Origin of the sequence: Mycobacterium sp. (assembly GCF_047975165.1) — a bacterium.
Taxonomy (GTDB): Bacteria; Actinomycetota; Actinomycetes; order Mycobacteriales; family Mycobacteriaceae; genus Mycobacterium.
Genome location: NZ_JBKECZ010000074.1, coordinates 1 through 22895, shown reverse-complemented (window position 1 = coordinate 22895; position 22895 = coordinate 1). Strand labels below are relative to the sequence as shown.

Annotated in this window: 21 protein-coding genes; 12 read left to right on the top strand and 9 right to left on the bottom strand. The window is 68.4% G+C overall.

The window, feature by feature from the left end:
- Window positions 1-24 precede the first annotated feature (24 nt).
- Both ACK5M9_RS08070 and ACK5M9_RS08065 read left to right on the top strand, forming a co-directional pair.
- Window positions 25-1146 carry a THUMP-like domain-containing protein gene (locus tag ACK5M9_RS08070; RefSeq protein ID WP_416892659.1) on the top strand — a complete coding sequence of 374 codons (1122 nt, stop codon included), beginning with the start codon at window positions 25-27 and terminating at the stop codon, window positions 1144-1146.
- A 72-nt stretch (window positions 1147-1218) separates the two neighbouring features.
- The gene (locus ACK5M9_RS08065) at window positions 1219-1932 is read left to right on the top strand and encodes an esterase (RefSeq protein ID WP_416892651.1); all 714 of its coding nucleotides are present in this window, start codon (window positions 1219-1221) and stop codon (window positions 1930-1932) included.
- Window positions 1933-2330: 398 nt separating this feature from the next.
- Here ACK5M9_RS08065 and ACK5M9_RS08060 read toward each other — a convergent pair whose 3' ends face one another.
- Window positions 2331-3626 carry a PQQ-binding-like beta-propeller repeat protein gene (locus ACK5M9_RS08060; protein ID WP_416892650.1) on the bottom strand — a complete coding sequence of 432 codons (1296 nt, stop codon included), beginning with the start codon at window positions 3624-3626 and terminating at the stop codon, window positions 2331-2333.
- 295 nt (window positions 3627-3921) lie between these two features.
- On the opposite strand from ACK5M9_RS08060, the gene ACK5M9_RS08055 reads away from it, so the two are divergent.
- On the top strand, window positions 3922-4659 hold the full coding sequence (locus ACK5M9_RS08055; protein WP_416892649.1) for an acetyltransferase: 738 nt from the start codon (window positions 3922-3924) through the stop codon (window positions 4657-4659).
- Between the two features lie 9 nt (window positions 4660-4668).
- Here the strand turns inward: ACK5M9_RS08055 and ACK5M9_RS08050 are convergent, their stop codons facing one another.
- From ACK5M9_RS08050 to ACK5M9_RS08035, 4 genes are all read right to left on the bottom strand, one after another.
- A complete protein-coding gene (locus ACK5M9_RS08050; protein ID WP_416892648.1) occupies window positions 4669-5208 on the bottom strand; it encodes a DUF4333 domain-containing protein in 540 nt (179 codons plus the stop codon).
- A 93-nt stretch (window positions 5209-5301) separates the two neighbouring features.
- Entirely contained in the window at window positions 5302-6549 is a 1248-nt protein-coding gene (locus ACK5M9_RS08045) for a glycosyltransferase family 4 protein (RefSeq protein WP_416892647.1), read from the bottom strand.
- Between the two features lie 31 nt (window positions 6550-6580).
- The gene (locus tag ACK5M9_RS08040; protein WP_416892658.1) at window positions 6581-8131 is read right to left on the bottom strand and encodes a 1,4-alpha-glucan branching protein domain-containing protein; all 1551 of its coding nucleotides are present in this window, start codon (window positions 8129-8131) and stop codon (window positions 6581-6583) included.
- 35 nt (window positions 8132-8166) lie between these two features.
- Window positions 8167-8994, bottom strand: a complete 828-nt coding sequence (locus ACK5M9_RS08035) for a methyltransferase domain-containing protein (RefSeq protein WP_416892646.1) — start codon at window positions 8992-8994, stop codon at window positions 8167-8169.
- Window positions 8995-9189: 195 nt separating this feature from the next.
- Between ACK5M9_RS08035 and ACK5M9_RS08030 the strand changes: the two genes are divergently transcribed.
- Both ACK5M9_RS08030 and ACK5M9_RS08025 read left to right on the top strand, forming a co-directional pair.
- Window positions 9190-9981, top strand: coding sequence for an electron transfer flavoprotein subunit beta/FixA family protein (locus ACK5M9_RS08030; RefSeq protein ID WP_416892645.1), 792 nt, complete (start codon window positions 9190-9192; stop codon window positions 9979-9981).
- Window positions 9982-10017: 36 nt separating this feature from the next.
- Window positions 10018-10974 carry an electron transfer flavoprotein subunit alpha/FixB family protein gene (locus tag ACK5M9_RS08025; RefSeq protein ID WP_416892644.1) on the top strand — a complete coding sequence of 319 codons (957 nt, stop codon included), beginning with the start codon at window positions 10018-10020 and terminating at the stop codon, window positions 10972-10974.
- A gap of 63 nt (window positions 10975-11037) precedes the next feature.
- Here the strand turns inward: ACK5M9_RS08025 and ACK5M9_RS08020 are convergent, their stop codons facing one another.
- Together ACK5M9_RS08020 and ACK5M9_RS08015 are read right to left on the bottom strand one after the other, a co-directional pair.
- Window positions 11038-11430, bottom strand: a complete 393-nt coding sequence (locus tag ACK5M9_RS08020; RefSeq protein ID WP_416892643.1) for a type II toxin-antitoxin system VapC family toxin — start codon at window positions 11428-11430, stop codon at window positions 11038-11040.
- Window positions 11415-11663 carry a type II toxin-antitoxin system Phd/YefM family antitoxin gene (locus ACK5M9_RS08015; protein ID WP_416892642.1) on the bottom strand — a complete coding sequence of 83 codons (249 nt, stop codon included), beginning with the start codon at window positions 11661-11663 and terminating at the stop codon, window positions 11415-11417. Before ACK5M9_RS08015 ends, ACK5M9_RS08020 begins: the two co-directional genes overlap by 16 nt.
- Window positions 11664-11771: 108 nt before the next feature.
- Here ACK5M9_RS08015 and ACK5M9_RS08010 point away from each other — a divergent pair, with 108 nt between their 5' ends.
- Both ACK5M9_RS08010 and mnmA read left to right on the top strand, forming a co-directional pair.
- Window positions 11772-12968 (top strand): cysteine desulfurase family protein, encoded by a 1197-nt coding sequence (locus ACK5M9_RS08010; protein ID WP_416892657.1) that lies wholly within the window; start codon window positions 11772-11774, stop codon window positions 12966-12968.
- A 13-nt stretch (window positions 12969-12981) separates the two neighbouring features.
- Window positions 12982-14064, top strand: coding sequence for a tRNA 2-thiouridine(34) synthase MnmA (mnmA, locus tag ACK5M9_RS08005; protein ID WP_416892641.1), 1083 nt, complete (start codon window positions 12982-12984; stop codon window positions 14062-14064).
- Between the two features lie 76 nt (window positions 14065-14140).
- Here the strand turns inward: mnmA and ACK5M9_RS08000 are convergent, their stop codons facing one another.
- Window positions 14141-14812 (bottom strand): sensor domain-containing protein, encoded by a 672-nt coding sequence (locus ACK5M9_RS08000; RefSeq protein ID WP_416892640.1) that lies wholly within the window; start codon window positions 14810-14812, stop codon window positions 14141-14143.
- Between the two features lie 150 nt (window positions 14813-14962).
- Between ACK5M9_RS08000 and ACK5M9_RS07995 the strand changes: the two genes are divergently transcribed.
- The 5 genes from ACK5M9_RS07995 to ACK5M9_RS07975 all read left to right on the top strand — a co-directional run bounded on the left by ACK5M9_RS07995 (window position 14963) and on the right by ACK5M9_RS07975 (window position 22321).
- Complete coding sequence (locus ACK5M9_RS07995) at window positions 14963-15988, top strand: methionine synthase (RefSeq protein ID WP_416892639.1); 1026 nt, start codon at window positions 14963-14965, stop codon at window positions 15986-15988.
- 32 nt (window positions 15989-16020) lie between these two features.
- On the top strand, window positions 16021-18150 hold the full coding sequence (ligA, locus tag ACK5M9_RS07990) for an NAD-dependent DNA ligase LigA (RefSeq protein ID WP_416892638.1): 2130 nt from the start codon (window positions 16021-16023) through the stop codon (window positions 18148-18150).
- A 36-nt stretch (window positions 18151-18186) separates the two neighbouring features.
- Window positions 18187-18801 carry a TetR/AcrR family transcriptional regulator gene (locus tag ACK5M9_RS07985; protein WP_416892637.1) on the top strand — a complete coding sequence of 205 codons (615 nt, stop codon included), beginning with the start codon at window positions 18187-18189 and terminating at the stop codon, window positions 18799-18801.
- 146 nt (window positions 18802-18947) lie between these two features.
- Window positions 18948-19394 (top strand): MmpS family transport accessory protein, encoded by a 447-nt coding sequence (locus ACK5M9_RS07980; protein ID WP_416892636.1) that lies wholly within the window; start codon window positions 18948-18950, stop codon window positions 19392-19394.
- Window positions 19391-22321: an RND family transporter gene (locus ACK5M9_RS07975; protein ID WP_416892635.1), complete on the top strand. Its 2931-nt coding sequence runs from the start codon at window positions 19391-19393 to the stop codon at window positions 22319-22321. The genes ACK5M9_RS07980 and ACK5M9_RS07975 overlap by 4 nt, the downstream gene beginning before the upstream one ends.
- Window positions 22322-22327: 6 nt before the next feature.
- On the opposite strand, the gene ACK5M9_RS07970 is transcribed toward ACK5M9_RS07975, so the two are convergent.
- On the bottom strand, window positions 22328-22895 hold a 568-nt coding region (locus ACK5M9_RS07970; RefSeq protein WP_416892634.1), incomplete at its 5' end, for an amino acid-binding protein.

The following is a 22895-nucleotide window of genomic DNA, read 5'->3' as shown; positions in this document are numbered from 1 at the left end:
GACGCCGGCGCCGCCGCGCTGGCGATGGTCGGCGGGCTCGAGTTCGGTGAGGCCGGCCGGATCGCAGACACCGCTGCGGTGCGTGCGCGGTTCGGCGAGCGGACACCGATCCTGGTGGCCACCGCGCTGCTGCGCCGCAAGGCGGCCGAGAAGCTCGGCGGGCTCGGCGACGTATCGCAGTGGCTGTTCACCGACGAGGCGTTGCAGCAGGCGACCGCGGCGCCGGTGGCATTGCACCGGGCCCGCCGATTGGCCGGCCGGGTGGTGCACGATGCGACCTGCTCGATCGGCACCGAGCTGGCCGCGCTGAGGGGCTCGGCGGCAGTGGTGATCGGCAGCGATCTCGATCCCGTGCGCCTGGAGATGGCGCGGCACAACCTGCACGGCTCGGTGGACCTGTGTCGCGCCGACGCACTGGCGCCGGTGACGCGCGACTCGGCCGTCGTCGCCGCCCCGGCGCGTCGCAGCGGTGGACGCCGCCGGTTCGACCCGCGGGATTTCCAGCCGGCGCTGGACCGGCTGCTGGAGTGTTACCGAGGCCGGGATCTGGCGGTGAAGTGCTCTCCGGGAATGGATTTCGACATGCTGGCGCGGTTGGGCTTCGACGGAGAGGTCGAGGTGACCTCCTATCTCGGTTCGGTCCGGGAATCCTGCCTGTGGGGGGGCGGGTTGACCGAGCCCCCGGTGCGCCGGCGCGCGAGCATCCTGGGGCGTGACGCAGAAATCACAGAAATCACCTCGGCCGACCCCGACGACTGTGCGGCGCGGCCTGTCGGGAGATGGATCGTCGATCCCGACGGCGCCGTGGTGCGGGCCGGGCTGGTGCGCCAGTATGCGACGCGGCATGGGCTGTGGCAGCTCGACCCGGCCATCGCGTACCTGTCCGGTGACCGCCTGCCGCCCGGCGTCCGCGGTTTTGAGGTCCTGGAGCAGGTGCCGTTCGACGAACGGCGGCTACGGCGGACGCTGTCCGCGCTGGACTGCGGGCCGTTGGAAATCTTGGTGCGCGGTGTCCGGGCGGACCCCGACGCGTTGCGCCGCCGGCTGCGGTTGCGCGGTGCCACGCCGCTGTCGGTGGTCATCACTCGCCTGGGTAGCGGCGCCGCGGCGCGGGCCGTGGCCTATGTTTGCAACCCGTCCAGGTAGCGCCGGGTACGCTGGCGGCAACTCGATATTCCAGCCAAACCGCCTGTGGGTGTCTGCGAGGACTATTCGACAATGCGCTATCTGATGGCTGCCGTGATGGTGGCTGCCGCGATCGTGCCGTGTGCTCCGGCGGCGGCCGAGCCAACACCGACCGAGCCCGCACCGGCCGAGCCCGCGTCGTGCGACAGTCTGGGCGGGTCGGTTCAACCGGGTGAAATCTGCCGCATCAGCCAGTCGACGGACACGTTCACCATGGATATCGCCTTTCCGGTCGACTACCCCGACCAGCAGGTGCTGACCGAGTACGTCGTGCAGAACCGGGATGGGTTCGTCAACGTCGTGCGGGGATCGGCAAAGCGTGACCGCCCGTACCAGATGGAAGCCACCAATGAGCAGCACAGCTCCGAGGATCCATCGCGGGCAACCCGCAGCGTGGTGCTGAGGTTCTTCGAGGACCTCGGCGGGGCGCATCCCTCGAATTGGTACAAGGCGTTCAACTACGACCTGCGAAGCCAGAAGGAGATCACCTTCGACACGCTGTTCGCTCCCAATACCGACCCGCTGGACAAGATCTTCCCGATCGTCCAGCACGAAATCCAGCGTCAGACCGGGATGGGTGAGGAGATTCCGCCCGCTGTCGGACACGACCCGAGCAACTACCAGAACTTCGCCATCACCGACACTTTCCTGATCTTCTATCTCGCCCACACCGAGTTGCTGCCGCCGTTCGCCGGCCCCACCCAGGTGCGGGTGCCGCGCAAGGCGATTCCTCCGTTTGCCCCGTGAGGTCTGCGTAGCCGGGATTCTCCGCTGGGTTGGTTGGGGCAGTTCATTCTGCGCTCAGGGCGGTGATGGTCGGCGTGTCGCCGCCGTGGATGCAGAGTGAACGCGCGGGCGGCTGGGCAGTGGTGTTGGCTCTGCGCCTGTGGCGCAAAAGTGCGAGTGGACTGCGCCCTGGGTGCAGAGTCAGTGGGCAAGGCGTGCGTCCAACGCTGGTGTCGAAGCGTTCGGCCTCGGCCAACAGGGCTGAGACCTCACCGGCGAGGTCTTCTGGTTGAATCGCCCTGGGGCGGTTCAACCTGTTTGTTCGCGAGCGTAACGCCACGGCGAAATCCGGAGCGTGAAATCGCAGCACCGTTACGCTCGCGAACGAATCCGCCCCGGCGCGGCATAACCGCCCGCGCTCAGGATGGGCTGAAGCAGTAGACCTGGCCGTCGCTGGTGGTGACCAGCACCCGTCGATCCTTGCCGACCGAGACACCCACCGGATACCCGGTGGCGTCGGGCAGCGCTAAGCCGCCGGAGGTGTGCCCGTCGGCAAGATCGAAAGCCAACAGTGACATGCCGGGCTCGTCACCTTCGCCCTCGCTGGCAGCGCCCGGAATCACGGTATAGCCGACACCGCCGGCCAGGCTCGATGTCGACAGCGGAGTGACGTCGTCGCGGCGCCAGACCTGCTCGGCGTGGTCGCCGGCGTCGGTGAACGCCACCAATCGGGTATCGGGGCCACCCCCGGACACGATCAAGCCACGCGGGGTGACCGCCGGCGGCGTCTGCGCCAGAAAATCAAGCGGCACGGACCATTTCGGTGTTCCATCGGCGGCATGCAGTGCCCACAATCGCCGGTCGCGGCCGTTGACGTAGACGGTGGACCCGTCCGCGGACAGCACCGGGCTGGCCAGCACCCCGGCGCCAACGACATCACTGGTCCACTCGCGGGTCAAACGCCGGCCGTTGTACTTCAGTCCGACCAGCTGCGCGGCCGGTGCTTCCGGCTGCCACACGCCGATCACCACCGTTTGGCTCGCCTCGGAGAAGGCGGGGGCTGCCGCCACCGGGCAGGCCGGCCCGGCGGGTACGCAGTCGGCCAAGCCGCGGGTGGGGTCGGTGGGGTCGATGTCGTCGACCAGGTCCAGCGAGCTGCCGGACACCGCGCCGCGGTGGGTGTCGAAAACCAGCAGCTGCCCCAGATGGGTACTCACCAGCAGGTGGCCGTCGCCCAGGAATCGGGGAGTCGTCGGCATACCGATGACCGGTTCGCGCCAGCGTGTCCATTGGGTCGGCGGAAACGAGATGATCGCCCCCGGCTCCCCGACGTAGAGGTTGTCGAAGCCGTCGAACAACGGCCCGCCGAAGCCGCCGCCCTGCAACAGCCGGATGCACCAGCGCTGCCGCCCGTTGGCGTTCTCCCACTGCATCAGCGAGCATCCGCCCGGAGTTTGGGCGTTGAGTGCCAGGTAGCCGCGGGCACTCATGGCCGCCGCGGCGCCCAGGCCGCCTTTGACCGACCGCGTCCACCGCAGGGCCAGCTTGCTAGCACCGGAGGTCGCGGTGTAGCTGCTGTTGGCGGCATCGGCGTACTGCGCCGACCAGCCAGGTGCGGGGGCCGAGTCGACCCAGGAATCGGTATTGCCGCAGCCGCTGATCCCGAGGGTGAGCGCGACCGCCGCAGCGGGGGCCGTCAGACGTGGCGCGAACACCTTGTCCTTTCTCGGTTCCCTACCGGTTCACATCCAAAGTTGTGGGGGGATCTCGGCAGCGGGGGAGCGGGGGATCTCGACAGCGGGGGAGTGGGTACAGGTGAGGGTATCGCGCGCGCGGTCGCCGGCGTTGGATCACCCGCGGGCCGAGCGCATCGTCGTCAACGGGATCTGATTGCTCGACTCCTCCTCACTCCGCTACGCGGAGCGCATTGTCGTCAACGGGATCTGATTGCTCGACTCCTCCTCACTCCGCTACGCGGAGCGCATTGTCGCCTCGCTAGGCTGTTGGGTCGTGACGAGCATGTGGGGCGCTCCGCTGCACCGGCGGTGGCGCGGAGCCCAGCTGCGGGACCCACGTCAGGCCAGATTCCTTACCGTGGCGTCGCTGAAGTGGCTGCTGCGCAACCGGGCATACACGCCCTGGTACCTGGTGCGATATTGGCGACTGCTGAAATTCAAGATCGCCAATCCGCACATCATCACCCGCGGCATGGTGTTTCTGGGCAAGGGCGTGGAGATTCACGCGACACCCGAACTCGCCCAACTGGAAATCGGCCGATGGGTGCACATCGGCGACAAGAACACCATCCGCGCCCACGAGGGCTCGCTGCGGTTCGGCGACAAGGTGGTCCTGGGCCGTGACAACGTCATCAACTGCTACCTGGACGTCGAACTCGGGGACTCCGCCCTGATGGCCGACTGGTGTTACGTCTGCGATTTCGACCACCGGATGGACGACATCACCCTGCCGATCAAGGACCAGGGCATCATCAAATCGCCGGTGCGGATCGGGCCGGACACCTGGATCGGGGTGAAGGTGTCGGTGCTGCGCGGCACATCCGTCGGGCGGGGTTGCGTGCTGGGATCTCACGCGGTGGTCCGAGGGGTCATCCCGGACTACTCGATTGCGGTCGGCGCTCCGGCCAAGGTGGTCAAGAACCGCAAGGTCTCCTGGGATGCATCCGCGGCGCAACGGGCCGAGCTGGCCGAGGCCCTGGCCGACATCGAGCGCAAGAAAGCAGCGCAGTAGCGCGCCCGCCTACTCGGGGTGGTCGTCGACTTGATAGTCGAAGTCGACTTTGCCGTCGACCACGCTGTTGACGATGACGTCGATGCCGTACTTCTTGGTGCCGTCGGTGAGCTGGCAGCGCAGCGTTGCTCCCCGGTAGCCCTTGAGGTCCTCCGGGCAGGTCAGCGCGTCGGGGCGGCTGCCGACCTGCTGGTACAGGTGGTTGCTGATGATGTGGGCGACCTGATCCTTGTCGACGGTCTCCACCATGTCGAACTTGACGTCGTTGCCTTCGACGCTGGTGACGTTGACGTTGACGTTGTAGGTCGCGTCGTCGACGGTCATCTCACATTCGAGCTGCGCGCCCACTTTGGCCACCAGGTCACCGGGGCAGGTGACCGAACGCGATTTGCCCGGGTCGCCCATCTTGGTCGCGATCTGCTGGGCGACATCGGCTTTGCTGACCGTGCGCGGCGAATTGACTCCCACTGAACACGAGCAGCCTGCCGTTCCGGCCACTACAGCAACTGCGGCAGCGGTGCCCAAAACGGTACGAACGATCGATATCATGACGCCTCCACGGTCGGACAATACGGGAGCATCCCATATTTCCACGGGGCGCGCCTGCGGACAATCGGTGCGGCCCGGGGGCTCGAAACGAATCTAGCTCCGGTCTGGGAGCGGTCGTTCGGCAATCGGCACCCGCGGTTGCGGCTGCCGCTCGCGGCGCTTGGCCGCGAGATACACCTGTGCGGTTTCGGATGCCACTGTTCGCCAATCGAATTCGGATGTCAGCCGCGCCCGGGCCGCCCGGGCCCGGCACTGTGCGGCGCCGGGATCGTCGAGTACCGCACACACCGCGGCGGCCAGTCCGGCGGGATCGCGGGGCGGGCAGGACAGGCCGGTGACGCCGTCGATCACCGCCTCGCCCAGCCCGCCGATGTTCGATGTGACCAGCGGCGTACCGGCCGCTGCGGCCTCCAGCGCGGTCAGTCCGAACGGCTCGTAGTGGCTGGGCAGCACGGCGACGTCGGCCCGGTGCAGTGCGGCCAGCAGGTTGTCGTGGTCGAGGTGGCCCACGAAGCGGGTGGCCTTGAACACCTTGTGTTTTCGTACCTGCTCGGTCAGCCAGTCCTGCTGGGTCCCGGTACCGGCAATGGTCAATGTTGTCCCGGGGTGGGTGCGCCGGATCTTCGGCAGTGCGGCAATGGCTTCGTGGACGCCCTTCTCGTATTCCAGCCGCCCCACATAGAGCAGTTCGGCCGGCCCGGTGCGCGGGCGGCGTTCGGCGAACGACCAGCGTGCGGCGTCGATTCCGTTGCGGATCACAGTGGTCTCGGCCAGTCCGGGGCCGAACAGTTCGGTGACCTCATCGCTCATCGATACCGAACATGTTATGAGTGAATCGGATTCGCGCACCAGCCACGATTCGACCGCGTGCACCTGGCGGCTGATGTCACCGCTGACCCAACCGGAGTGCCGGCCGGCTTCGGTAGCGTGGATCGTGGAGACCAGTGGCACGTCATGGAATTCGGCCAACGCGATGGCCGGATGGGCGACCAGCCAGTCGTGGGCGTGCACCACATCGGGACGCCAGGGCCGGTCGCCGCCATGTCTTTTGAGCGATAATCCGCAGCGGACCATCGAATGACCCATCGCCAGCGTCCAGGCCATCATGTCGGTGCCGAAGGCGAATTCGTGCGGGTCCTGGGCCGCGGCGATCACCCGAACGCCCTCGCTGATCCTGTCCGACGACGGATGCGTGCTGGGGTCGGTCCCGGTGGGTCGGCGGGAAAGGACCACCACGTCGTGACCGGCAACGGCCAGCGCGGTCGACAGGTGATGCACGTGACGGCCCAGGCCGCCGATCACCACCGGCGGGTACTCCCACGAGACCATCAGGATCCTCATCCGCGGGATCCTCCGCGCGGCCGGGGTGAATTCATCGGGGCAGCCTGCGGGCATCCAGGGCGCCGAACAGTCCGTCGGCCCGGTTCCAGCCGTCGGCCAGGCGCTGGGCGGTGTCGTGACGGCCGGACGCCAGTGCACCGGCTATCTCCCGGGTGGCGTGCGCGTGCAGGTGGGCGCGGTAGCGCGCGTAGTCGGCCGCGGAGTCCTTGCTGATCATGAACGGCCAGTCGCTAGACACCGTCAGCAGGGTTTCGCGCAGGATCTGATCGGCGACGCGATCACGGGGGACGGGACCGTCCAGGGATCGAGCCTGCCCCAGCGCCTTGTCCACGGTCGTTAACGCGGTGTCCACCACCTCGGAGTTGAGTTGGACCAGATCGGCGACCCGCTCGCCGTTCCACACCTGCCAATTCTTACCCGAACCCCAGGAGCCGGCCGGCAATTCGACCGGGCCGCCGACGAAGCCGCCGTCGAGTGCGTCGCGCAGCGTACCGACCCGCACCCCGGCGGCGGGCAGGGCGCGCAGCACCCGGGCTAGCCAGGTCGGGCCTTCGTACCACCAGTGGCCGAACAGCTCGGTGTCGAACGCCGCGACCACATGTGCGGGCCGGCCGATGCGCTCCGATTCCGAGCGCAACCGGCTTCGCACGTGGTCGACGAAGTCGGCGACGTGCACGTCGACCGCGCGGTCCGCCCGGCCCGGGTCGTAGGGCGCCTTGGCCTCCGATCCCACATTGCGCCCGGTCACCCGTGCGGGTTTGAGGCCGGTGAGGTGGTCGTAGGTGTGAAAGTCGCGGTAGGCGCCGTGGCCGGGGTAGCCCGATTTCGGTGACCACACCCGGTAGCTGACCTGCAGGTCGCGACCGAACGCGATCACCGCGGAATCGCCGACCGGCCGGCCCCGCGCGGTGTCGCCGTGCAGCGACGGACCGTCGACCATGAAGTGGCTCACCCCGGCGGCGGCGTAGTCGCGCTCCAAACCGGGGGCGTAGGCGCATTCGGGCGCCCAGATCCCGCTGGGTCGGTGTGCCAGCCGTGCCCGGGCGTCGGCCAGGCCCTCGTGCAGGGCGAACTCGCGCAGCCGCGGCGCCAGCAACGGCTGGAAGGGATGGGCCAGCGGGCCGCCGAGCAGCTCCACCGTCCCGGCGTCGATCAGGGACCGCAGCAGTGGGCTGGCGCCGTGCCGCCACAGCGCGGTGAAGTCAGCGAGCGCTTCGTCGGCTTCGTGTTGTTCTCGAATTCCGAAGGCGCGCAATGCCTCCGGGGTGCATGACTGGTAATCTGCGGACTTCGACCGTGGAGTCGCCCGCACGCTGGCGGCTTCGGCCGCGCGCAGACTCCAGTTGGCCAGCCACCGGTGCATGCCGTCGAGGCAGTACGGGTCGTCGAGCTGCGCGTTGACCACCGGCGTCATGCCCAGCGTCAGCACCCCGCGGCGATCCTCGTCGGCCAGGGCGCGCAGCACCCGCAAGAGCGGCAGGTAGGCGGCCGCCCACGACTGATACAGCCATTCCTCGCCGACCGGCCAGCGGCCGTGATGAGCGAGCCAGGGCAGGTGTGTGTGCAGCACCAGGGTGAACATGCCCGGCACCCGGTCGCCGGAATAACCGCGGTAACTCAACGGCGCCTCGCGATCGCGACGAGGTCCAGGCTGGCGTCTATGTGACGCACAGGGTCCCCGCCGGAGTCGCTCCCGGCTTCGACCAGGTCGAAGTCGGCGGTGGTGACGGCCGCGACGTCGGCCACCAAATCGGGCGTCCACGGGGCATCGGCAACCGCCCGCGCGATCTGGGCATCGATGATCGACCCGCCGTGGCGCGCATCCATCTGTCGCAGCCGCGGCCCGTGGAACAGGCCGTACATCTCCACCTGGCCGAAGCCCCCGTCCTCCAGCAACTCGGTGAGCTCGCCGGCGTTGAGCTCACGGGTGTGAAAGGGGTTGACCGGGGTGTCGCGCCCGGGGGAGAAAGTGATGCGGTTGGGGGTCGACACCATCAACAGGCCCGACGTGCGCAGGACGCGCGCGCATTCCCGGATAAATCGGCCCTGGTCCCATAGGTGCTCGATGACCTGGAAATTGACTACCGCATCCACCGACGCCTCGGGCAGCGGCAGGTCGGTGAGGTTGGCCTGGTGGACCTGCACCCGGGGGTAGCGGGCGCGCACGTGGGCCACGGCGGCGGCGTCGTAGTCCACCGCGATCACCCTGGCTGCGGCGCGGGCGATCAACTCTGCGCCGTAGCCCTCTCCGCAGCCGGCTTCCAGCACTTCGCGGCCGGCACACCGCGGGGCCAGCCGTTCGTAGACGACCTCGTGGCGACGGAACCAGTAGTTCTCGATGTCCAGGTCGGGGATGGTGCGCTCGCCGGTCAACGTCAATACCGCATCCGCCGCCGGGTTGCCGGCGGAGACCTGCTGCGGCCCTTCGGGGACGTATGCGCTCATTGCTAAGGCAGGCTAACGCGTGGCGCCCGAATCGCGAACCCGGCGGCCGGTCGAGGGTGGGATATCACCCGCTAAGGTATGAGAGCGGACCGCACGGAGTTTCCGCGTAGCCAAGCTGTGCGGTCGCGTGAACGCATAACCGAGTTCCCGTGGTCGACCGCTGCGGGACTCCTTCGAGGAGGACGAGCCACACACATGACGAACATCGTGGTCCTGATCAAGCAGGTCCCGGACACCGAGTCGGAGCGCAAGCTGTCCGACGGCGATTTCACGCTGGACCGCGAGGCCGCCGACGCGGTCCTGGACGAGATCAACGAGCATGCCGTGGAAGAAGCGCTGCAGATCCGCGAACGTGAAGGCGGCGAAGGTTCGGTGACCGTGCTGACGGCCGGCCCTGAACGCGCCACCGAGGCGATCCGCAAGGCCCTGTCGATGGGTGCGGACAAGGCCGTCCATCTCAAAGACGACGGCATGAAGGGTTCCGACGTCATCCAGACCGGTTGGGCGCTGGCGCGTGCGCTGGGGGCCATCGAGGGGACAGAGCTGGTGATCGCCGGCAATGAGGCCACCGATGGGACCGGCGGCGCGGTGCCGGCCATCATTGCCGAATACCTGGGTCTGCCGCAGCTCACCCACGTGCGCAAGCTCTCCGTCGAGGGCGGCAAGGTGACCGCCGAGCGGGAGACCGACGAGGGCGTCTTCACCCTCGAAGCCGCGTTGCCCGCGGTGGTCAGCGTCACCGAGCGCATCAACGAGGCGCGCTTCCCGTCCTTCAAGGGCATCATGGCCGCCAAGAAGAAGGAAGTCACCGTGCTGACCCTGGCCGAGATCGGCGTGGAAAGCGACGAGGTGGGCGGGGCGAACGCCGGCACGACCGTGCTGTCGTCGACCCCGAAGCCGCCGAAAGCGGCAGGCGAGAAGGTCACCGACGAAGGTGAGGGCGGCAACCAGATCGTCCAGTACCTGGTGGCCCAGAAGATCATCTGACCCAGCGGCAAACCCGAACGAGAAGAGTGAAAAGCCATGGCTGAAGTACTTGTGCTCGTGGAGCACGCCGACGGTGCCCTCAAGAAGGTCACCTCCGAACTGATCACCGCGGCCCGCGCGTTGGGCGAGCCTGCCGCCGTCGTCATCGGGGGGCCGGGCACGGCCGCGCCGCTGCTCGACGGCCTCAAGGCGGCCGGTGCCGCCAAGATCTACATCGCCGAATCCGATGTGGTGAACAACTACCTCACCACCCCCTTCGTCGACGTGCTGGCCGGCCTGGCCGAGTCCGGCGCACCGGCTGCCGTGCTGGTGCCCGCCACCGCCAGCGGCAAGGAGATCGCCGGCCGGCTGGCCGCCCGGATAGGCTCGGCGCTGCTGGTCGACGTGGTCGGGGTCGAACAGGGCAACAAGGGTGTGCACTCCATCTTCGGCGGGGCGTTCACCGTCCAGGCGCAGGCCAACGGCGATACCCCGGTGATTTCCATGCGGGCCGGCGCCGTGGAGCCCGAACCCGCCGACGGCGCGGGTGAGCAGGTGAATGTGGAGGTGCCGGCCGCCGCGGAGAACGCCACCAAGATCACCGCGCGCGAGCCGGCGGTCGCCGGTGACCGGCCCGAACTCACCGAGGCCGCGGTCGTGGTCGCCGGCGGTCGCGGTGTCGGTAGCGCGGACAAGTTCAGTGTGGTGGAGGAGCTGGCCGACTCGCTCGGGGGCGCCGTCGGTGCGTCGCGGGCCGCGGTCGACTCCGGCTACTATCCGGGCCAGTTCCAGATCGGCCAGACCGGCAAGACGGTGGCGCCGCAGCTCTACATCGCGCTGGGCATTTCCGGGGCGATCCAGCACCGGGCCGGTATGCAGACCTCCAAGACCATCGTCGCGGTCAACAAGGACGAAGAGGCGCCGATCTTCGAGATCGCCGACTACGGCGTGGTGGGCGACCTGTTCAACGTCGCCCCGCAGCTGGCCGAGGGGATCAAGGCCCGCAAGGGCTGAGGGCTCCCGAGCCGGGGCCGGGGCCGGGGCCGGGGCCGGGGCTCGGGGCTCGGGGTTATCGGTTCACACCGCGACGACGTCGATCAGATCATCGAGTCCGCGGAAGTCGTCGGTGTTGCGGGTGTACAGCCTGGCCGAGTGCGCATGCGCCGTCGCCGCGATCAGCATGTCCATGGATCGGGCTCGCGGCCGGCGACCCGCTTCGACGACTGCCGCGGCAACGTGGCCATAGCTGGCTGCGACGGCGTCGTCGAGCGGTAGCGCGTCAAAAGTCCGTTGAAGCAGGAGCAGTCGCCGGAGCCGTTCAGCGCGGACCGTGCGTTCGCTGGCGATCAGCACGCCGAAATGCAACTCGGCCAGTGTCACCGCGCTGATCGCCAGATCGCCGTCGAGGGGGGCGACGTCGGTGGCGATCACGATGCTGGTGTCTAGCAGTGCCCTCAACGAGGCGTCCACAGGTCGCGGATACCGTGGTCGATCTGATCGCGGTCGGCATGCCAGGCGGGATCTGCCGGGCCGGCGAACAACTCGGCCGCGTCCGTCCACCGTCGCCAGGCCCGCGGATTCGCGGGTACCAGCCGGGCGCTGGGTCTCCCAGCGACGGTGATGGTGATTTCCTCGCCGCCTTCCACCCGGCGAACCAGGTCAGAGGCGTCTTGGCGCAATTCGCGCAATCCTACGGTGCCCACGCTGAAAATCTAGCACATGTGCTACATCGGGAGGGGGGTCATTGCCGGTGGCCTGCGGGTCCGGGAAATTCCACGTCAGTGGACCTCCCCGGTATCGTGGAGCCCGTCATGGCCTATCTCGACCACGCCGCCACCACCCCGATGCACCCCGCCGCCATCGAGGCGATGACGGCTGCGCTCGGCTCCACCGGCAACGCCTCGTCGCTGCACACCAGCGGCCGTACCGCCCGGCGAAGGGTCGAGGAGTCCCGCGAACTGATCGCCGACAAGCTCGGCGCCCGCCCGTCGGAGGTGATGTTCACCGCGGGCGGCACCGAGAGCGACAACCTGGGCGTCAAGGGGATCTTCTGGGCCCGTCGCGACGAGCAGCGGGGCCGTCGGCGCATCGTCACCACCGAGGTGGAACACCACGCGGTGCTGGACCCGGTGGAATGGCTGGTCGCCCACGAGGGCGCCGAGGTCAGCCGGCTGCCGACGGCGCCGGACGGCTCGGTGTCCCCGGACGACCTGCGCGAGGTCCTGCAGGCCCACGACGACGTCGCGGTGGTGTCGGTGATGTGGGCCAACAACGAAGTGGGCACCATCATGCCGATCGCCGAACTGGCGGCAGTCGCGGCCGAATTCGGTGTTCCCATGCACAGCGACGCCGTGCAGGCCGTCGGTCAGCTGCCCGTCGGCTTTGCCGCCGCCGGCCTGTCGGCGATGAGCGTCACCGCGCACAAGTTCGGCGGACCGCAGGGGGTTGGCGCGCTGCTGCTGCGCCGCGACGCCGGGTGTGTTCCGCTGCTGCACGGCGGCGGGCAGGAACGCGACATCCGGTCCGGCACACCATTTCTCGCCGGTATCGTGGGAATGGCGACTGCTACCGCGATCGCGGTGGACGGATTGGAGTCCAGCAGCGCGAGGCTACGCACATTGCGCGACCGGCTGATCGACGGTGTGCTCGCCGAGATCGACGACGTCGTCCTCAACGGCGCGGTCGGTGAACGTCGCCTTCCGGGGAATGCCCACATCACCTTTCGCGGCTGTGAAGGCGATTCGCTACTGATGCTGTTGGACGCCAATGGAATCGAGTGTTCGACCGGGTCTGCCTGCACCGCAGGCGTGGCGCAGCCGTCGCACGTGCTGATGGCGATGGGCGCCGCTCCGGCCAGTGCCCGCGGGTCGTTGCGGTTGTCGCTGGGGCACAGCAGCGTCGACGCCGACGTGGACGCAGCGCTGCGGGTTTTGCCGGCAGCGGTGGACCGGGCGCGTCGTGCCGCACTGGCGGCCGCGGGGCTTCGAACGAGGGTCGCTGCCGAATGAGGGTTCTTGCCGCGTGAAAGTTCTCGTCGCGATGAGCGGCGGTGTCGACTCCTCGGTTGCCGCCGCCCGCATGGTGGACGCCGGGCATGACGTCGTCGGCGTGCACCTGGCGTTGTCGACGGCGCCCGGAACGCTGCGCACCGGCTCGCGCGGGTGTTGTTCGAAAGAAGACGCCGCCGATGCCCGGCGGGTCGCCGATGTTCTCGGAATTCCCTTCTACGTCTGGGATTTTGCGGAGAAGTTCAGCGAAGATGTGATCGACGATTTCGTGGCGTCCTATGCCCGCGGCGAAACACCGAACCCGTGCGTGCGCTGCAATCAGCGGATCAAGTTCGCGGCGCTGTCGGCGCGTGCGCTCGCACTGGGCTTCGACACGGTTGCCACTGGGCACTACGCCCGGCTCGCCGACGGCCGGCTGTCGCGCGCCGTCGACCGCGAGAAGGACCAGTCCTACGTACTGGCGGTGTTGAGTGCGAATCAGTTGCGCCACGCGGCCTTCCCGATCGGCGACACCCCCAAGGCGCAGATCCGTGACGAGGCGGCTCGGCGCGGCCTGGCGGTGGCGACCAAGCCGGACAGCCACGACATCTGCTTCATCCCCTCGGGTGACACCCAGGCATTCCTGGGGGCGCGCATAGGTGTGCGTCCGGGAGCCGTGGTCGACCGGGATGGCACGGTGCTGGCCGAACACGCCGGCATTCACGGATTCACCATCGGCCAGCGCAAGGGCCTGGGTATCGCCGGACCCGGCGCGGACGGCCGGCCGCGCTACGTGACGGCGATCGATGCCGGCACCGCAACCGTCCGAGTGGGTGGGGTGGCCGACCTCGATGTGCATGCGCTGACCGGCCGCGAGCCGGTGTTCACTGCCGGCGGCGCGCTTCGAGGCCCGGTGGAGTGCGAGATCCAGGTGCGTGCACACGGCGACATCGCCGGTGGCGTAGCCGAATTGGTGGACGATGAGCTTCGAGTGCAGTTGCGGTCGCCGCTGCGCGGGGTGGCGCGTGGGCAGACGATGGTGCTCTACCGGCCCGATGCCGACGGCGACGAGGGGCTGGGCAGTGCAACCATCGCCGAGGCCGTTTCGCGTTCGTAGATCTGCGTGACGGTGTCGGGCAGCCTGGGCGTCCGCCCGCGAAAGCCCTGACTGTCTACGATTCCCCGACTCCTCGTCACCCCGGCACGTTGGCAACGATGTTGGTCATCACGATCTGCGACACCGATTCTCCGAAGCCGCAGAAGGTGACTTCCAGCAGGGCCACCGACACCACCCGATAGTCTCGTCCGCACCTGCCTGGCCGAGTGTGTAGGGAGTCTGCGTCGACCTGCCAGTCGCGCACCAGCAGCCAGCCCGCCGGGCTCGCCCCGCAGTCGCCGACGGTGGCCACCAGGGCATCGAAGGAGCGTCGGGCAGTTGCTGTGTCGCGGTAGATTGCCGCCCCCTCGGAGATCAGGCCGCTGTCTGATGGATCCTGGAACGTGGTCTTGTGAAAGGCTTTGACGTCGGGACCGAAGGTCGCGGTGTCGGCGAAGATGAAGCGGCACTGCGGCGGGGCGGTGGCCGCGAGCTGCTCGATGTCGACCGGAAACCGGTGGTCCATCGACGGAACGATGGTCAGGTGCTCGCCCGCGCCGGTGATGGCGCGCATCCGCGACTGGTCCAGCAGCACCGTGGCAGGGTCGAGTACGCCGTAGGGGACCGCACCGAACAGCGGCGCCGCGACGCCGTCCACCACCCGCGTGCACGCCGCAGCGAGCAAGACGGCGCAACACAGCAGAGCCGCCCAATGCGGGAGCCCGATGGCGGCGACCCGCTGCGCCCGACTGCACCGCGCTCCGTCCATCTGCCATCCTTTCGGGTTGAACCTACCCCGCCTCGTGCGGCCCGGTAGCCGCCGCCGCCCGGCACGGCCCGGCAGACACTCCCACTCGGCACAGGACGGTAGACACCCCCGCCGACCCGGGCGCAGCGCGATATCGAATACGGTTGCCCGGTGAGTGTTTTCGCAACCGCCACCGGGATCGGCTCCTGGCCGGGCACCACGGCGCGCCCAGCCGCGGAGGTGGTGGTCGGGGAGCTCGGCGGCTCGATGGCGCATCTGGTGGAGCTGCCGGGCCGGGGCGTGGGCGCCGATATGCTCGGCCGGGCCGGCGCGCTGCTGGTGGACGTCGCGATAGACACCGTCGCGCGGGGGTACCGGATCGTCTCCCGGCCGGGAGCGGTCACCCGCAGGGCACTCAGCGCGCTCAACGAGGATATGGATGCCCTCGAAGAGGTCTGGGAGAAGGCGGGCCTGCGCGGCAGTGACCGACCGGTCAAGGTCCAGGCCCCCGGCCCGGTCACCCTGGCGTCCGGGCTGGAGCTGGGCAACGGTCACCGGGCGATCACCGACCCGGGTGCGGTGCGCGACTTGGCCGCGTCGCTGGCCGAGGGCGTCGCCGCCCACCGCGCCGCGCTGTCAAGGCGCCTCGGCACACCGGTCGTCGTGCAGTTCGACGAGCCGACTCTGCCCGCCGCCCTGGGTGGGCGGCTGACCGGCGTGACCGCGCTGAGCCCGGTTCCCGCACTCGATGAGGCGGTGGCCGAAACGCTGCTGGCGACCTGTGTCGAAGGCGCGGGCCCGGATGTCCTGCTGCACAGCTGCGCGCCGGATATCCCGTGGGAGCTGTTGCAGCGCAGTGGAATCAGCGCCATCGCCGTGGATGCCCGAACGCTGCGGGCGGCGGACCTGGATCCCATTGCCAGGTTCGTCGAGTCCGGTCGCACCATTGTGCTGGGCGTGGTGCCCCCGCAGGCGCCCCGGGCTCCCGAGCGGTCGCCGTCGGCCGAACAGGTGGCCGCCGCAGTGGTCGCGGTGACCGACCGTCTGGGCTTCGGCCGCGTCGCGCTGGTCGGCCGCGTCGGTGTCAGCCCGGCCTGCGGGCTGGCGGGGGCCGGCGAACAGTGGGCCCGGACCTCGGTCGGGCTGGCCGGCAGGGCGGCCGAGATGTTCGCCGCGGACCCGGAGGCCATTGCATGAGCGGCGCCGCACCGCTCGGCTAGCCTGCGAGGGTGAGTTCCCCGGACGCTGCTGCCACGCCTGCGGATGTACCGGGGCGCGACGCCGACGGGCCGGATGTCGTCCGACAGTGGCGGGAGCTGGCTGAGGAGGTACGCCAACACCAGTTCCGTTACTACGTGAGCGACGCGCCGACCATCACCGACGCCGAGTTCGACGCACTGCTGGGTAAGCTCGCGGCACTGGAATCCGAGTACCCGGCGTTGCGCACCCCCGATTCACCCACCCAGCTGGTCGGCGGCGCCGGGTTCACCACGGATTTTGCCCCGGCCGAACATCTCGAACGGATGCTCAGCCTGGACAACGTGTTCAGCAGCGACGAGCTGGCCGCCTGGGCGGAGCGGGTCGAAGCCGAAATCGGGGACCAGGCGCACTTCCTGTGCGAACTCAAAATCGACGGGGTCGCGCTGTCGCTGGTCTACCGCGACGGCCGGCTCACCCGCGCGGCGACCCGCGGCGACGGCCGCACCGGGGAGGACGTCACCAACAACGCCCGCACCATCGCGGACATCCCGCACCGGCTCACCCCCACACCGGAATACCCTGTCCCCGAAGTCCTCGAGGTCCGCGGCGAGGTCTTCTTCCGGGTGGACGATTTCCAGACGCTCAACGCCGGTCTGGTCGAAGACGGCAAGGCGCCTTTTGCCAACCCGCGCAACAGCGCCGCGGGCTCGCTGCGGCAGAAGGATCCCGCCGTCACCGCCCGTCGCCCGCTGCGGATGATCTGTCACGGACTGGGGCACACCGAAGGTTTCCGGCCCGCCACCCAGCACGGCGCGTATCTCGCGCTGACAGCCTGGGGCCTACCGGTTTCCGAGCACACCACGTTGGTCGCCGACATGGCCGCGGTGCGCCGGCGCGTCGAGTACTGGGGTGAGCACCGCCATGAGGCAGCCCATGAGATAGATGGCGTTGTGGTCAAGGTCGACGAACTGGCATTGCAGCGCCGTCTCGGATCGACCTCCCGGGCGCCGCGCTGGGCCATCGCCTACAAGTATCCGCCGGAGCAGGCCCGGACCACGCTGTTGGACATCCGGGTCGGCGTCGGACGCACCGGGCGGGTGACCCCGTTCGCGTTCATGGAGCCGGTGACGATCGCAGGGTCCACGGTCGCCCAAGCCACCCTGCACAACGCCGCGGAGGTGGTACGCAAAGGCGTGCTGATCGGTGACACGGTGGTGATCCGCAAGGCCGGCGATGTCATCCCCGAAGTGCTGGGCCCCGTCGTGGATCTGCGGGACGGGACCGAACGTGAGTTCGTGATGCCCACCAGGTGTCCGGAGTGCGGCGCCACGTTGGCGCCGGAGAAGGAGGGCGACGCCGACATCCGCTGTCCCAACGCCCGCAGGTGCCCGGCGCAGCTGCGCGAGCGCGTCTTTCACGTTGGCAGCCGCGGCGCCCTGGACATCGAAGCGCTGGGCTATGAGGCTGCCGCGGCGCTGCTGGCGGCGCAGGTGATCGGCAGCGAGGGCGGCCTGTTCGATCTCACCGCGGACGACCTGCTGCGTACCGAACTGTTCCGCACCAGGGACGGCAGACTCTCGGCCAACGGCGCCAAGCTGCTGGCCAACCTCGACAAAGCCAAGACGACGGCGTTGTGGCGGGTGCTGGTGGCATTGTCCATCCGCCACGTCGGGCCGACGGCCGCCCGGGCGCTGGCCACCGAATTCGGCAGCCTGGACGCGATCGCCGCCGCATCGCCGGACCAACTTGCGGCCGTCGAGGGCGTCGGGGCCACCATCGCAGCCGCGGTCGCCGAATGGTTCGGCGTCGACTGGCATCGCGAGATCGTCGAGGGTTGGCGGGCGGCCGGGGTGAGCATGGTCGACGAGCGCGACGACAGCGTGCCCCGCAATTTGGTCGGGCTGAGCATCGTCGTCACCGGATCGCTTGCCGGGTTTTCCCGCGACGAGGCCAAGGAGGCCATCGTCTCCCACGGCGGCAAGGCCTCCGCGGCGGTGTCGAAGAAGACCGCGTTCGTGGTCGCCGGCGATTCGCCGGGGTCGAAATACGACAAAGCCGTCGAACTCGGGGTGCCCATACTCGACGAGGACGGCTTCCGGGCGCTACTGGCGGACGGCCCGCCCGCCGTGCCCGACGAACCCGAGGTAGAAGACCCGTAGGTGTGCGTTGCGGTGCCGGACCAGCGGGTGGGCTCTATGGTGACTGGCATGGCCCAGACCGCCGATCGGCCCGCCGGCTTTGCGCAGTGGTCGCCCCGTGAGGCCGAGTTGCTGGCGGTGACGCTGGATCTGCTGCAGGAGCACGGTTATGACGGGTTGACGGTGGACGCTGTCGCCTCGGTGGGGCGCGCGAGCAAGGCCACGGTGTACCGCCGCTGGCCGTCGAAAGCCGAGCTGGTACTGGCCGCCTTCACCGAGGGGGTGCGTCAGGAGGCGATTGCACCGGACACTGGAACGTTGCGCGGCGATCTACTCAAGCTCGGCGAGATCTGTTGCCGGCACGCCTATCTGCATGCGAACACCATCCGGGCGGTGCTCGCCGAAGTGTCGCGTATCCCGGCGCTGCACGACGTGATGCAGCACCAGTTCATCGATCAACGCCAGGCTGTCATGGAGGATGTGTTGCGACAGGCCGTCGCGCGCGGAGAGATCGCCGAGGGCGCGATGGCCGAAGAGTTGTGGGATCTGCTGCCCGGATATCTCATCTTCCGGGCCGTCGTGCAGGACAGGCCGCCAACGACCCGGACGGTGCGGGCGCTGGTCGACGAGTTCATCCTTCCGGGTCTGACCCGGTTGCCCGCGGAAACGTGAGCCCGGGCAGCGACGACTCCCAGACAGTGCACGGTGGCGTCTATTGAACAGTACTGACCAGTACCGTATCGTCTAGTCGACAGGTCACGCTCGCAGCGCTGCCGCGCTTGCCTTCTAGGCCTGCTGAACCGGCGAAAGGCCCGCGAGTGAGCAAGAATTCGCTTCCGGCGTTCGTGCGACGGGGCTGGATGCCCATTGTCGCGGCGATCGTCGTGGCAACCGCCGGATTCGGGATCTACCGTCTGCACGGCATCTTCGGCGCGCACTCCGACGAAGCCGCCAACCAGGGAATCTCCAGCGAGATCGTTCCCTTCAATCCCAAGCGGATGGTTCTCGAAGTCTTCGGCACCCCCGGCGCGGTGGCCACCATCAACTACCTCGATGTCAATGCCCAGCCCCAGCAGGTCGTCGACGCGCCGCTGCCCTGGTCGCTGACTCTCACCACCACCGAGCCTGCCATCATGGGAAATGTTGTGGCGCAGGGCAATGCCGGCACCCTAGGGTGCCGCATCACCGTCGATGGCGACGTCAAGGACCAGCGCACCGTGACCACCCAGAACGCCTACACCTTCTGCCTGGACAAGTCCGGATGAACGACCAGCGGACGAGCGATCAACAGACGAGCGACCAGCACCGGCCCCGCATCCCGCATCTCATCCGGGTGCTGTCGGTGCCCATCCTGCTGTTGTGGGTTGGCCTGGCCGCAGCGACGAACACCCTGTTCCCGCAGCTGGAAGAGGTCGGGCGGACCCACAATGTCGCCATGAGTTCGCCGGACATGCGGTCGCTGCAGGCGAACACCCACATCGGCAAGGTGTTCGGAGAGTTCGACACCGACAGCTCGGCGATGGTGGTGCTCGAAGGAGATCAGCCCCTGGGCGCCGCGGCACACCAGTACTACGACACGCTGGTCGGCAAGTTCAACCGGGACCGCGAACACGTGCAGCACGTCCAGGACTTCTGGGGTGACACGCTGACCGCGGCCGGGTCGCAGAGTGCCGACGGCAAAGCCTCCTACGTGCAGCTCAACCTAGCCGGCAATCAGGGCTCCGCGCTGGCCAACGAGTCCGTCGTCGCCGTGCGCGACATCGTCGACGGAACCCCTGCGCCCAAGGGCGTCAAGGCCTATGTCACCGGCGCAGCGCCGATCATCGCCGACCAGTTCGAAGTCGGCGCCGAAGGCACCGACAAAGTCACCGCGATCACCGTCGGGGTGATAGCGCTGATGCTGCTCTTCGTCTACCGCTCCTTTTTCACCATGCTGCTGGTGCTGCTGACGGTCCTGATCGAGATGGCCGCCGCGCGCGGCATCGTCTCCGGCCTGGGCAACGCCGGAGTCATCGGGCTGTCCACCTACGCGACGAACCTGCTGACCCTGCTGGTGGTCGCCGCCGGGACGGACTACGCGATCTTCGTGGTTGGCCGGTATCAAGAAGAGCGCAGTACCGGTAAGGATCGAGAATCGGCGTACTACAACATGTTCGGCGGGACGGCACACATCGTCCTGGGTTCCGGGCTGACGGTGGCCGGCGCGTTGTTCTGCCTGAGCTTCACCCGGCTGCCGTATTTCCAGAGCCTGGGCGTCCCAGCCGCCCTGGGCATCCTGGTCGCGCTGGCGGCCGCGCTGACTCTGGCGCCGGCGGTGCTGACCCTGGGCTCGAAGGCCGGGCTGTTCGAACCCAAACGCACCATGCGGACCCGCGGCTGGCGGCGGATCGGCACGGCCATCGTCCGCTGGCCCGGCCCCGTCCTGACGGTGGCCTGCGCCCTGGCATTCATCGGGCTACTCGCGCTGCCCGGCTACCAGACCAGCTACGACACCCGACCGTATATGCCAGCCAGCGCACCGGCCAATGTCGGCTACGCCGCCGCCGAACGGCACTTCGCCCGCTCGCGCCTGGAACCGGAGCTGCTGATGGTCGAAACCGGCCACGACATGCGCGACCCCGCCGACATGCTGGTGCTCGACCGGATCGCCAAGGCCGTCTTCCACACTCCCGGCATCGCTCAGGTGCAGAGCATCACCCGCCCGTTGGGAACCCCGCTCACCCACACCTCGCTGGCATTCCAGATCAGCGCCCAAAGCGCCAACCAGACCGAAAACCTGCAATACCAACGGGATCGGGCCGACGACATGCTGCGCCAGGCCGACGAGCTGTCGAACTCGATCGACATTCTCCGCCGGCAGTACGTGCTCCAGCAGGAGATGGCGGAGGTCACCCACAGCGAGGCCCAGAGCTTTCACGGAACCATCGCCACCATGGCCGACCTGCGCGACAAGATCGCCAACTTCGACGACTTCTTCCGCCCGATCCGCAGCTACTTCTATTGGGAGAAGCACTGTTTCGACATTCCGTCGTGCAGCGCGATCAGGTCGGTCCTGGACGCCCTCGACGGAATCGACCAGCTCACCGAACGATTCGAAGACCTGACCGCCACCATGGACAAACTCGACGCGCTGCAACCCAAACTGCTGGCGCTGATACCCGAACAGATCGCCAGCCAGCAGACCAACCGCGACCTGACCATGACCAACTACGCAACCATGTCGGGAATCTATTCCCAGACGGCGGCAGCGATCGAGAACTCGACGGAGCTGGGCCGCGCGTTCGACGAATCCAAGAACGACGACACCTTCTACCTGCCGCCGGAAGTCTTCGACAATGCCGAGTTCAAGCGCGGATTGAAGCTGTTTCTGTCACCGGACGGCAAGGCCGCCCGGATGATCATCACCCACGAGGGCGATCCCGCCACAACGGAGGGCATTTCCCACATCGCGCCGATCAGGAAGGCCGCGCACGAAGCCGTCAAGGGCACCCCGATGGCCGATGCCAAGTTCTACCTCGGTGGCACCGCGGCGACCTACGCCGATATCCAGGAGGCCGCCAAATACGACCTGATGATCGCCGGAGCCGCCGCGCTGAGCCTGATCCTGCTGATCATGATGGTCCTGACCCGAAGCCTGGTCGCCGCGCTGGTGATCGTCGGAACCGTGGCGTTGTCGCTGGGTGCCTCGTTCGGAATATCGGTGCTGGTCTGGCAGTACATGTTCGGCATCAAGCTGTACTGGGTGGTGCTGGCGCTGGCCGTCATTCTGCTGCTGGCGGTGGGGTCGGACTACAACCTGCTGTTGATCTCGCGGTTCCGCGAAGAGATCGGCGCCGGGCTCAACACCGGCATTATCCGGGCAATGGCCGGCACCGGTTCCGTCGTCACCTCCGCCGGCCTGGTTTTCGCCTTCACCATGTGCGCCTTCGTATTCAGTGGTTTCCAGGTGCTCGGGCAGATCGGCACCACGATCGGGCTGGGCCTGTTGTTCGACACGCTGATCGTGCGCTCGTTCCTCACACCGTCGGTGGCGAGGCTGCTCGGGAGATGGTTCTGGTGGCCGCAACAGGTTCGCCCGCGCCCGACCAGCACGATGCTGCGCCCCTACGGGTCGCGCCAGGCGGTCCGGCAACTACTGCTCTGGGAAGACGACGACCCGGCGGTGGCCCCGGAACCGAGTGGCGGCCGTTAGCGCGTTTCAGCGCAGCATGGTGGCGACGATCCCGGCCAGGTAGCCCAGCCGCGCCACCTCCGAGGGCCGGAACTCCGGGCCGGGCCGGCCCAGGACTATCGCCGTCTGCGGATCGCCCAGCGGCGCCGCAACCAGGGTGGTGTCCATGTCACGCCAGGCCGACGGGACCCAGTCCGCCTTCCCGTCGAGGGCGGTGGCCCGTTGGATCGGTAGCCACGGCACCGACTCCGCACGTGTTTCCGGCGCCCCGACACTCCCCGCGAGACGTCGCAGTTCGCCGCCGGCGGCGCGCACTATCGTGCTCCAGTGCACGCGCAGGAGTCGCGGCGCCTGCTCGGTGAGCACCTGCAACTTGGCCTCGCGGGTGCCGGCGGCGGCGACGGCATCGAGCAGCTCCAGCTCGCGGTGGGCTTCCAGCAGCCCGGTGTAGGGCAGCACGCTGGCCACCTGAACCCCGGGCAGGGTCTGGGCGGCGGAGACCAGGGTGTCGGGCATCGACCCCGCGGGCAGTTCGATGACCAGGTCGTCGATCGCGTAGCCGCCGTTGCGCTCGACCACGTCGAGCGACAGGATG

Coding starts and splice junctions, on each gene's coding strand:
- ACK5M9_RS07985 (WP_416892637.1), top strand. CDS start 18,187: ATGGTGACTGGCATGGCCCAGACCGCCGATCGGCCCGCCGGCTTTGCG.
- ACK5M9_RS08040 (WP_416892658.1), bottom strand. CDS start 8,131: ATGTTCACCCTGGTGCTGCACACACACCTGCCCTGGCTCGCTCATCAC.
- ACK5M9_RS08010 (WP_416892657.1), top strand. CDS start 11,772: ATGGCCTATCTCGACCACGCCGCCACCACCCCGATGCACCCCGCCGCC.
- ACK5M9_RS08025 (WP_416892644.1), top strand. CDS start 10,018: ATGGCTGAAGTACTTGTGCTCGTGGAGCACGCCGACGGTGCCCTCAAG.
- ACK5M9_RS08065 (WP_416892651.1), top strand. CDS start 1,219: ATGCGCTATCTGATGGCTGCCGTGATGGTGGCTGCCGCGATCGTGCCG.
- ACK5M9_RS08070 (WP_416892659.1), top strand. CDS start 25: ATGGTCGGCGGGCTCGAGTTCGGTGAGGCCGGCCGGATCGCAGACACC.
- ACK5M9_RS08035 (WP_416892646.1), bottom strand. CDS start 8,994: ATGAGCGCATACGTCCCCGAAGGGCCGCAGCAGGTCTCCGCCGGCAAC.
- ACK5M9_RS08030 (WP_416892645.1), top strand. CDS start 9,190: ATGACGAACATCGTGGTCCTGATCAAGCAGGTCCCGGACACCGAGTCG.
- ACK5M9_RS08050 (WP_416892648.1), bottom strand. CDS start 5,208: ATGATATCGATCGTTCGTACCGTTTTGGGCACCGCTGCCGCAGTTGCT.
- ACK5M9_RS08045 (WP_416892647.1), bottom strand. CDS start 6,549: ATGAGGATCCTGATGGTCTCGTGGGAGTACCCGCCGGTGGTGATCGGC.
- ACK5M9_RS08000 (WP_416892640.1), bottom strand. CDS start 14,812: ATGGACGGAGCGCGGTGCAGTCGGGCGCAGCGGGTCGCCGCCATCGGG.
- ACK5M9_RS07975 (WP_416892635.1), top strand. CDS start 19,391: ATGAACGACCAGCGGACGAGCGATCAACAGACGAGCGACCAGCACCGG.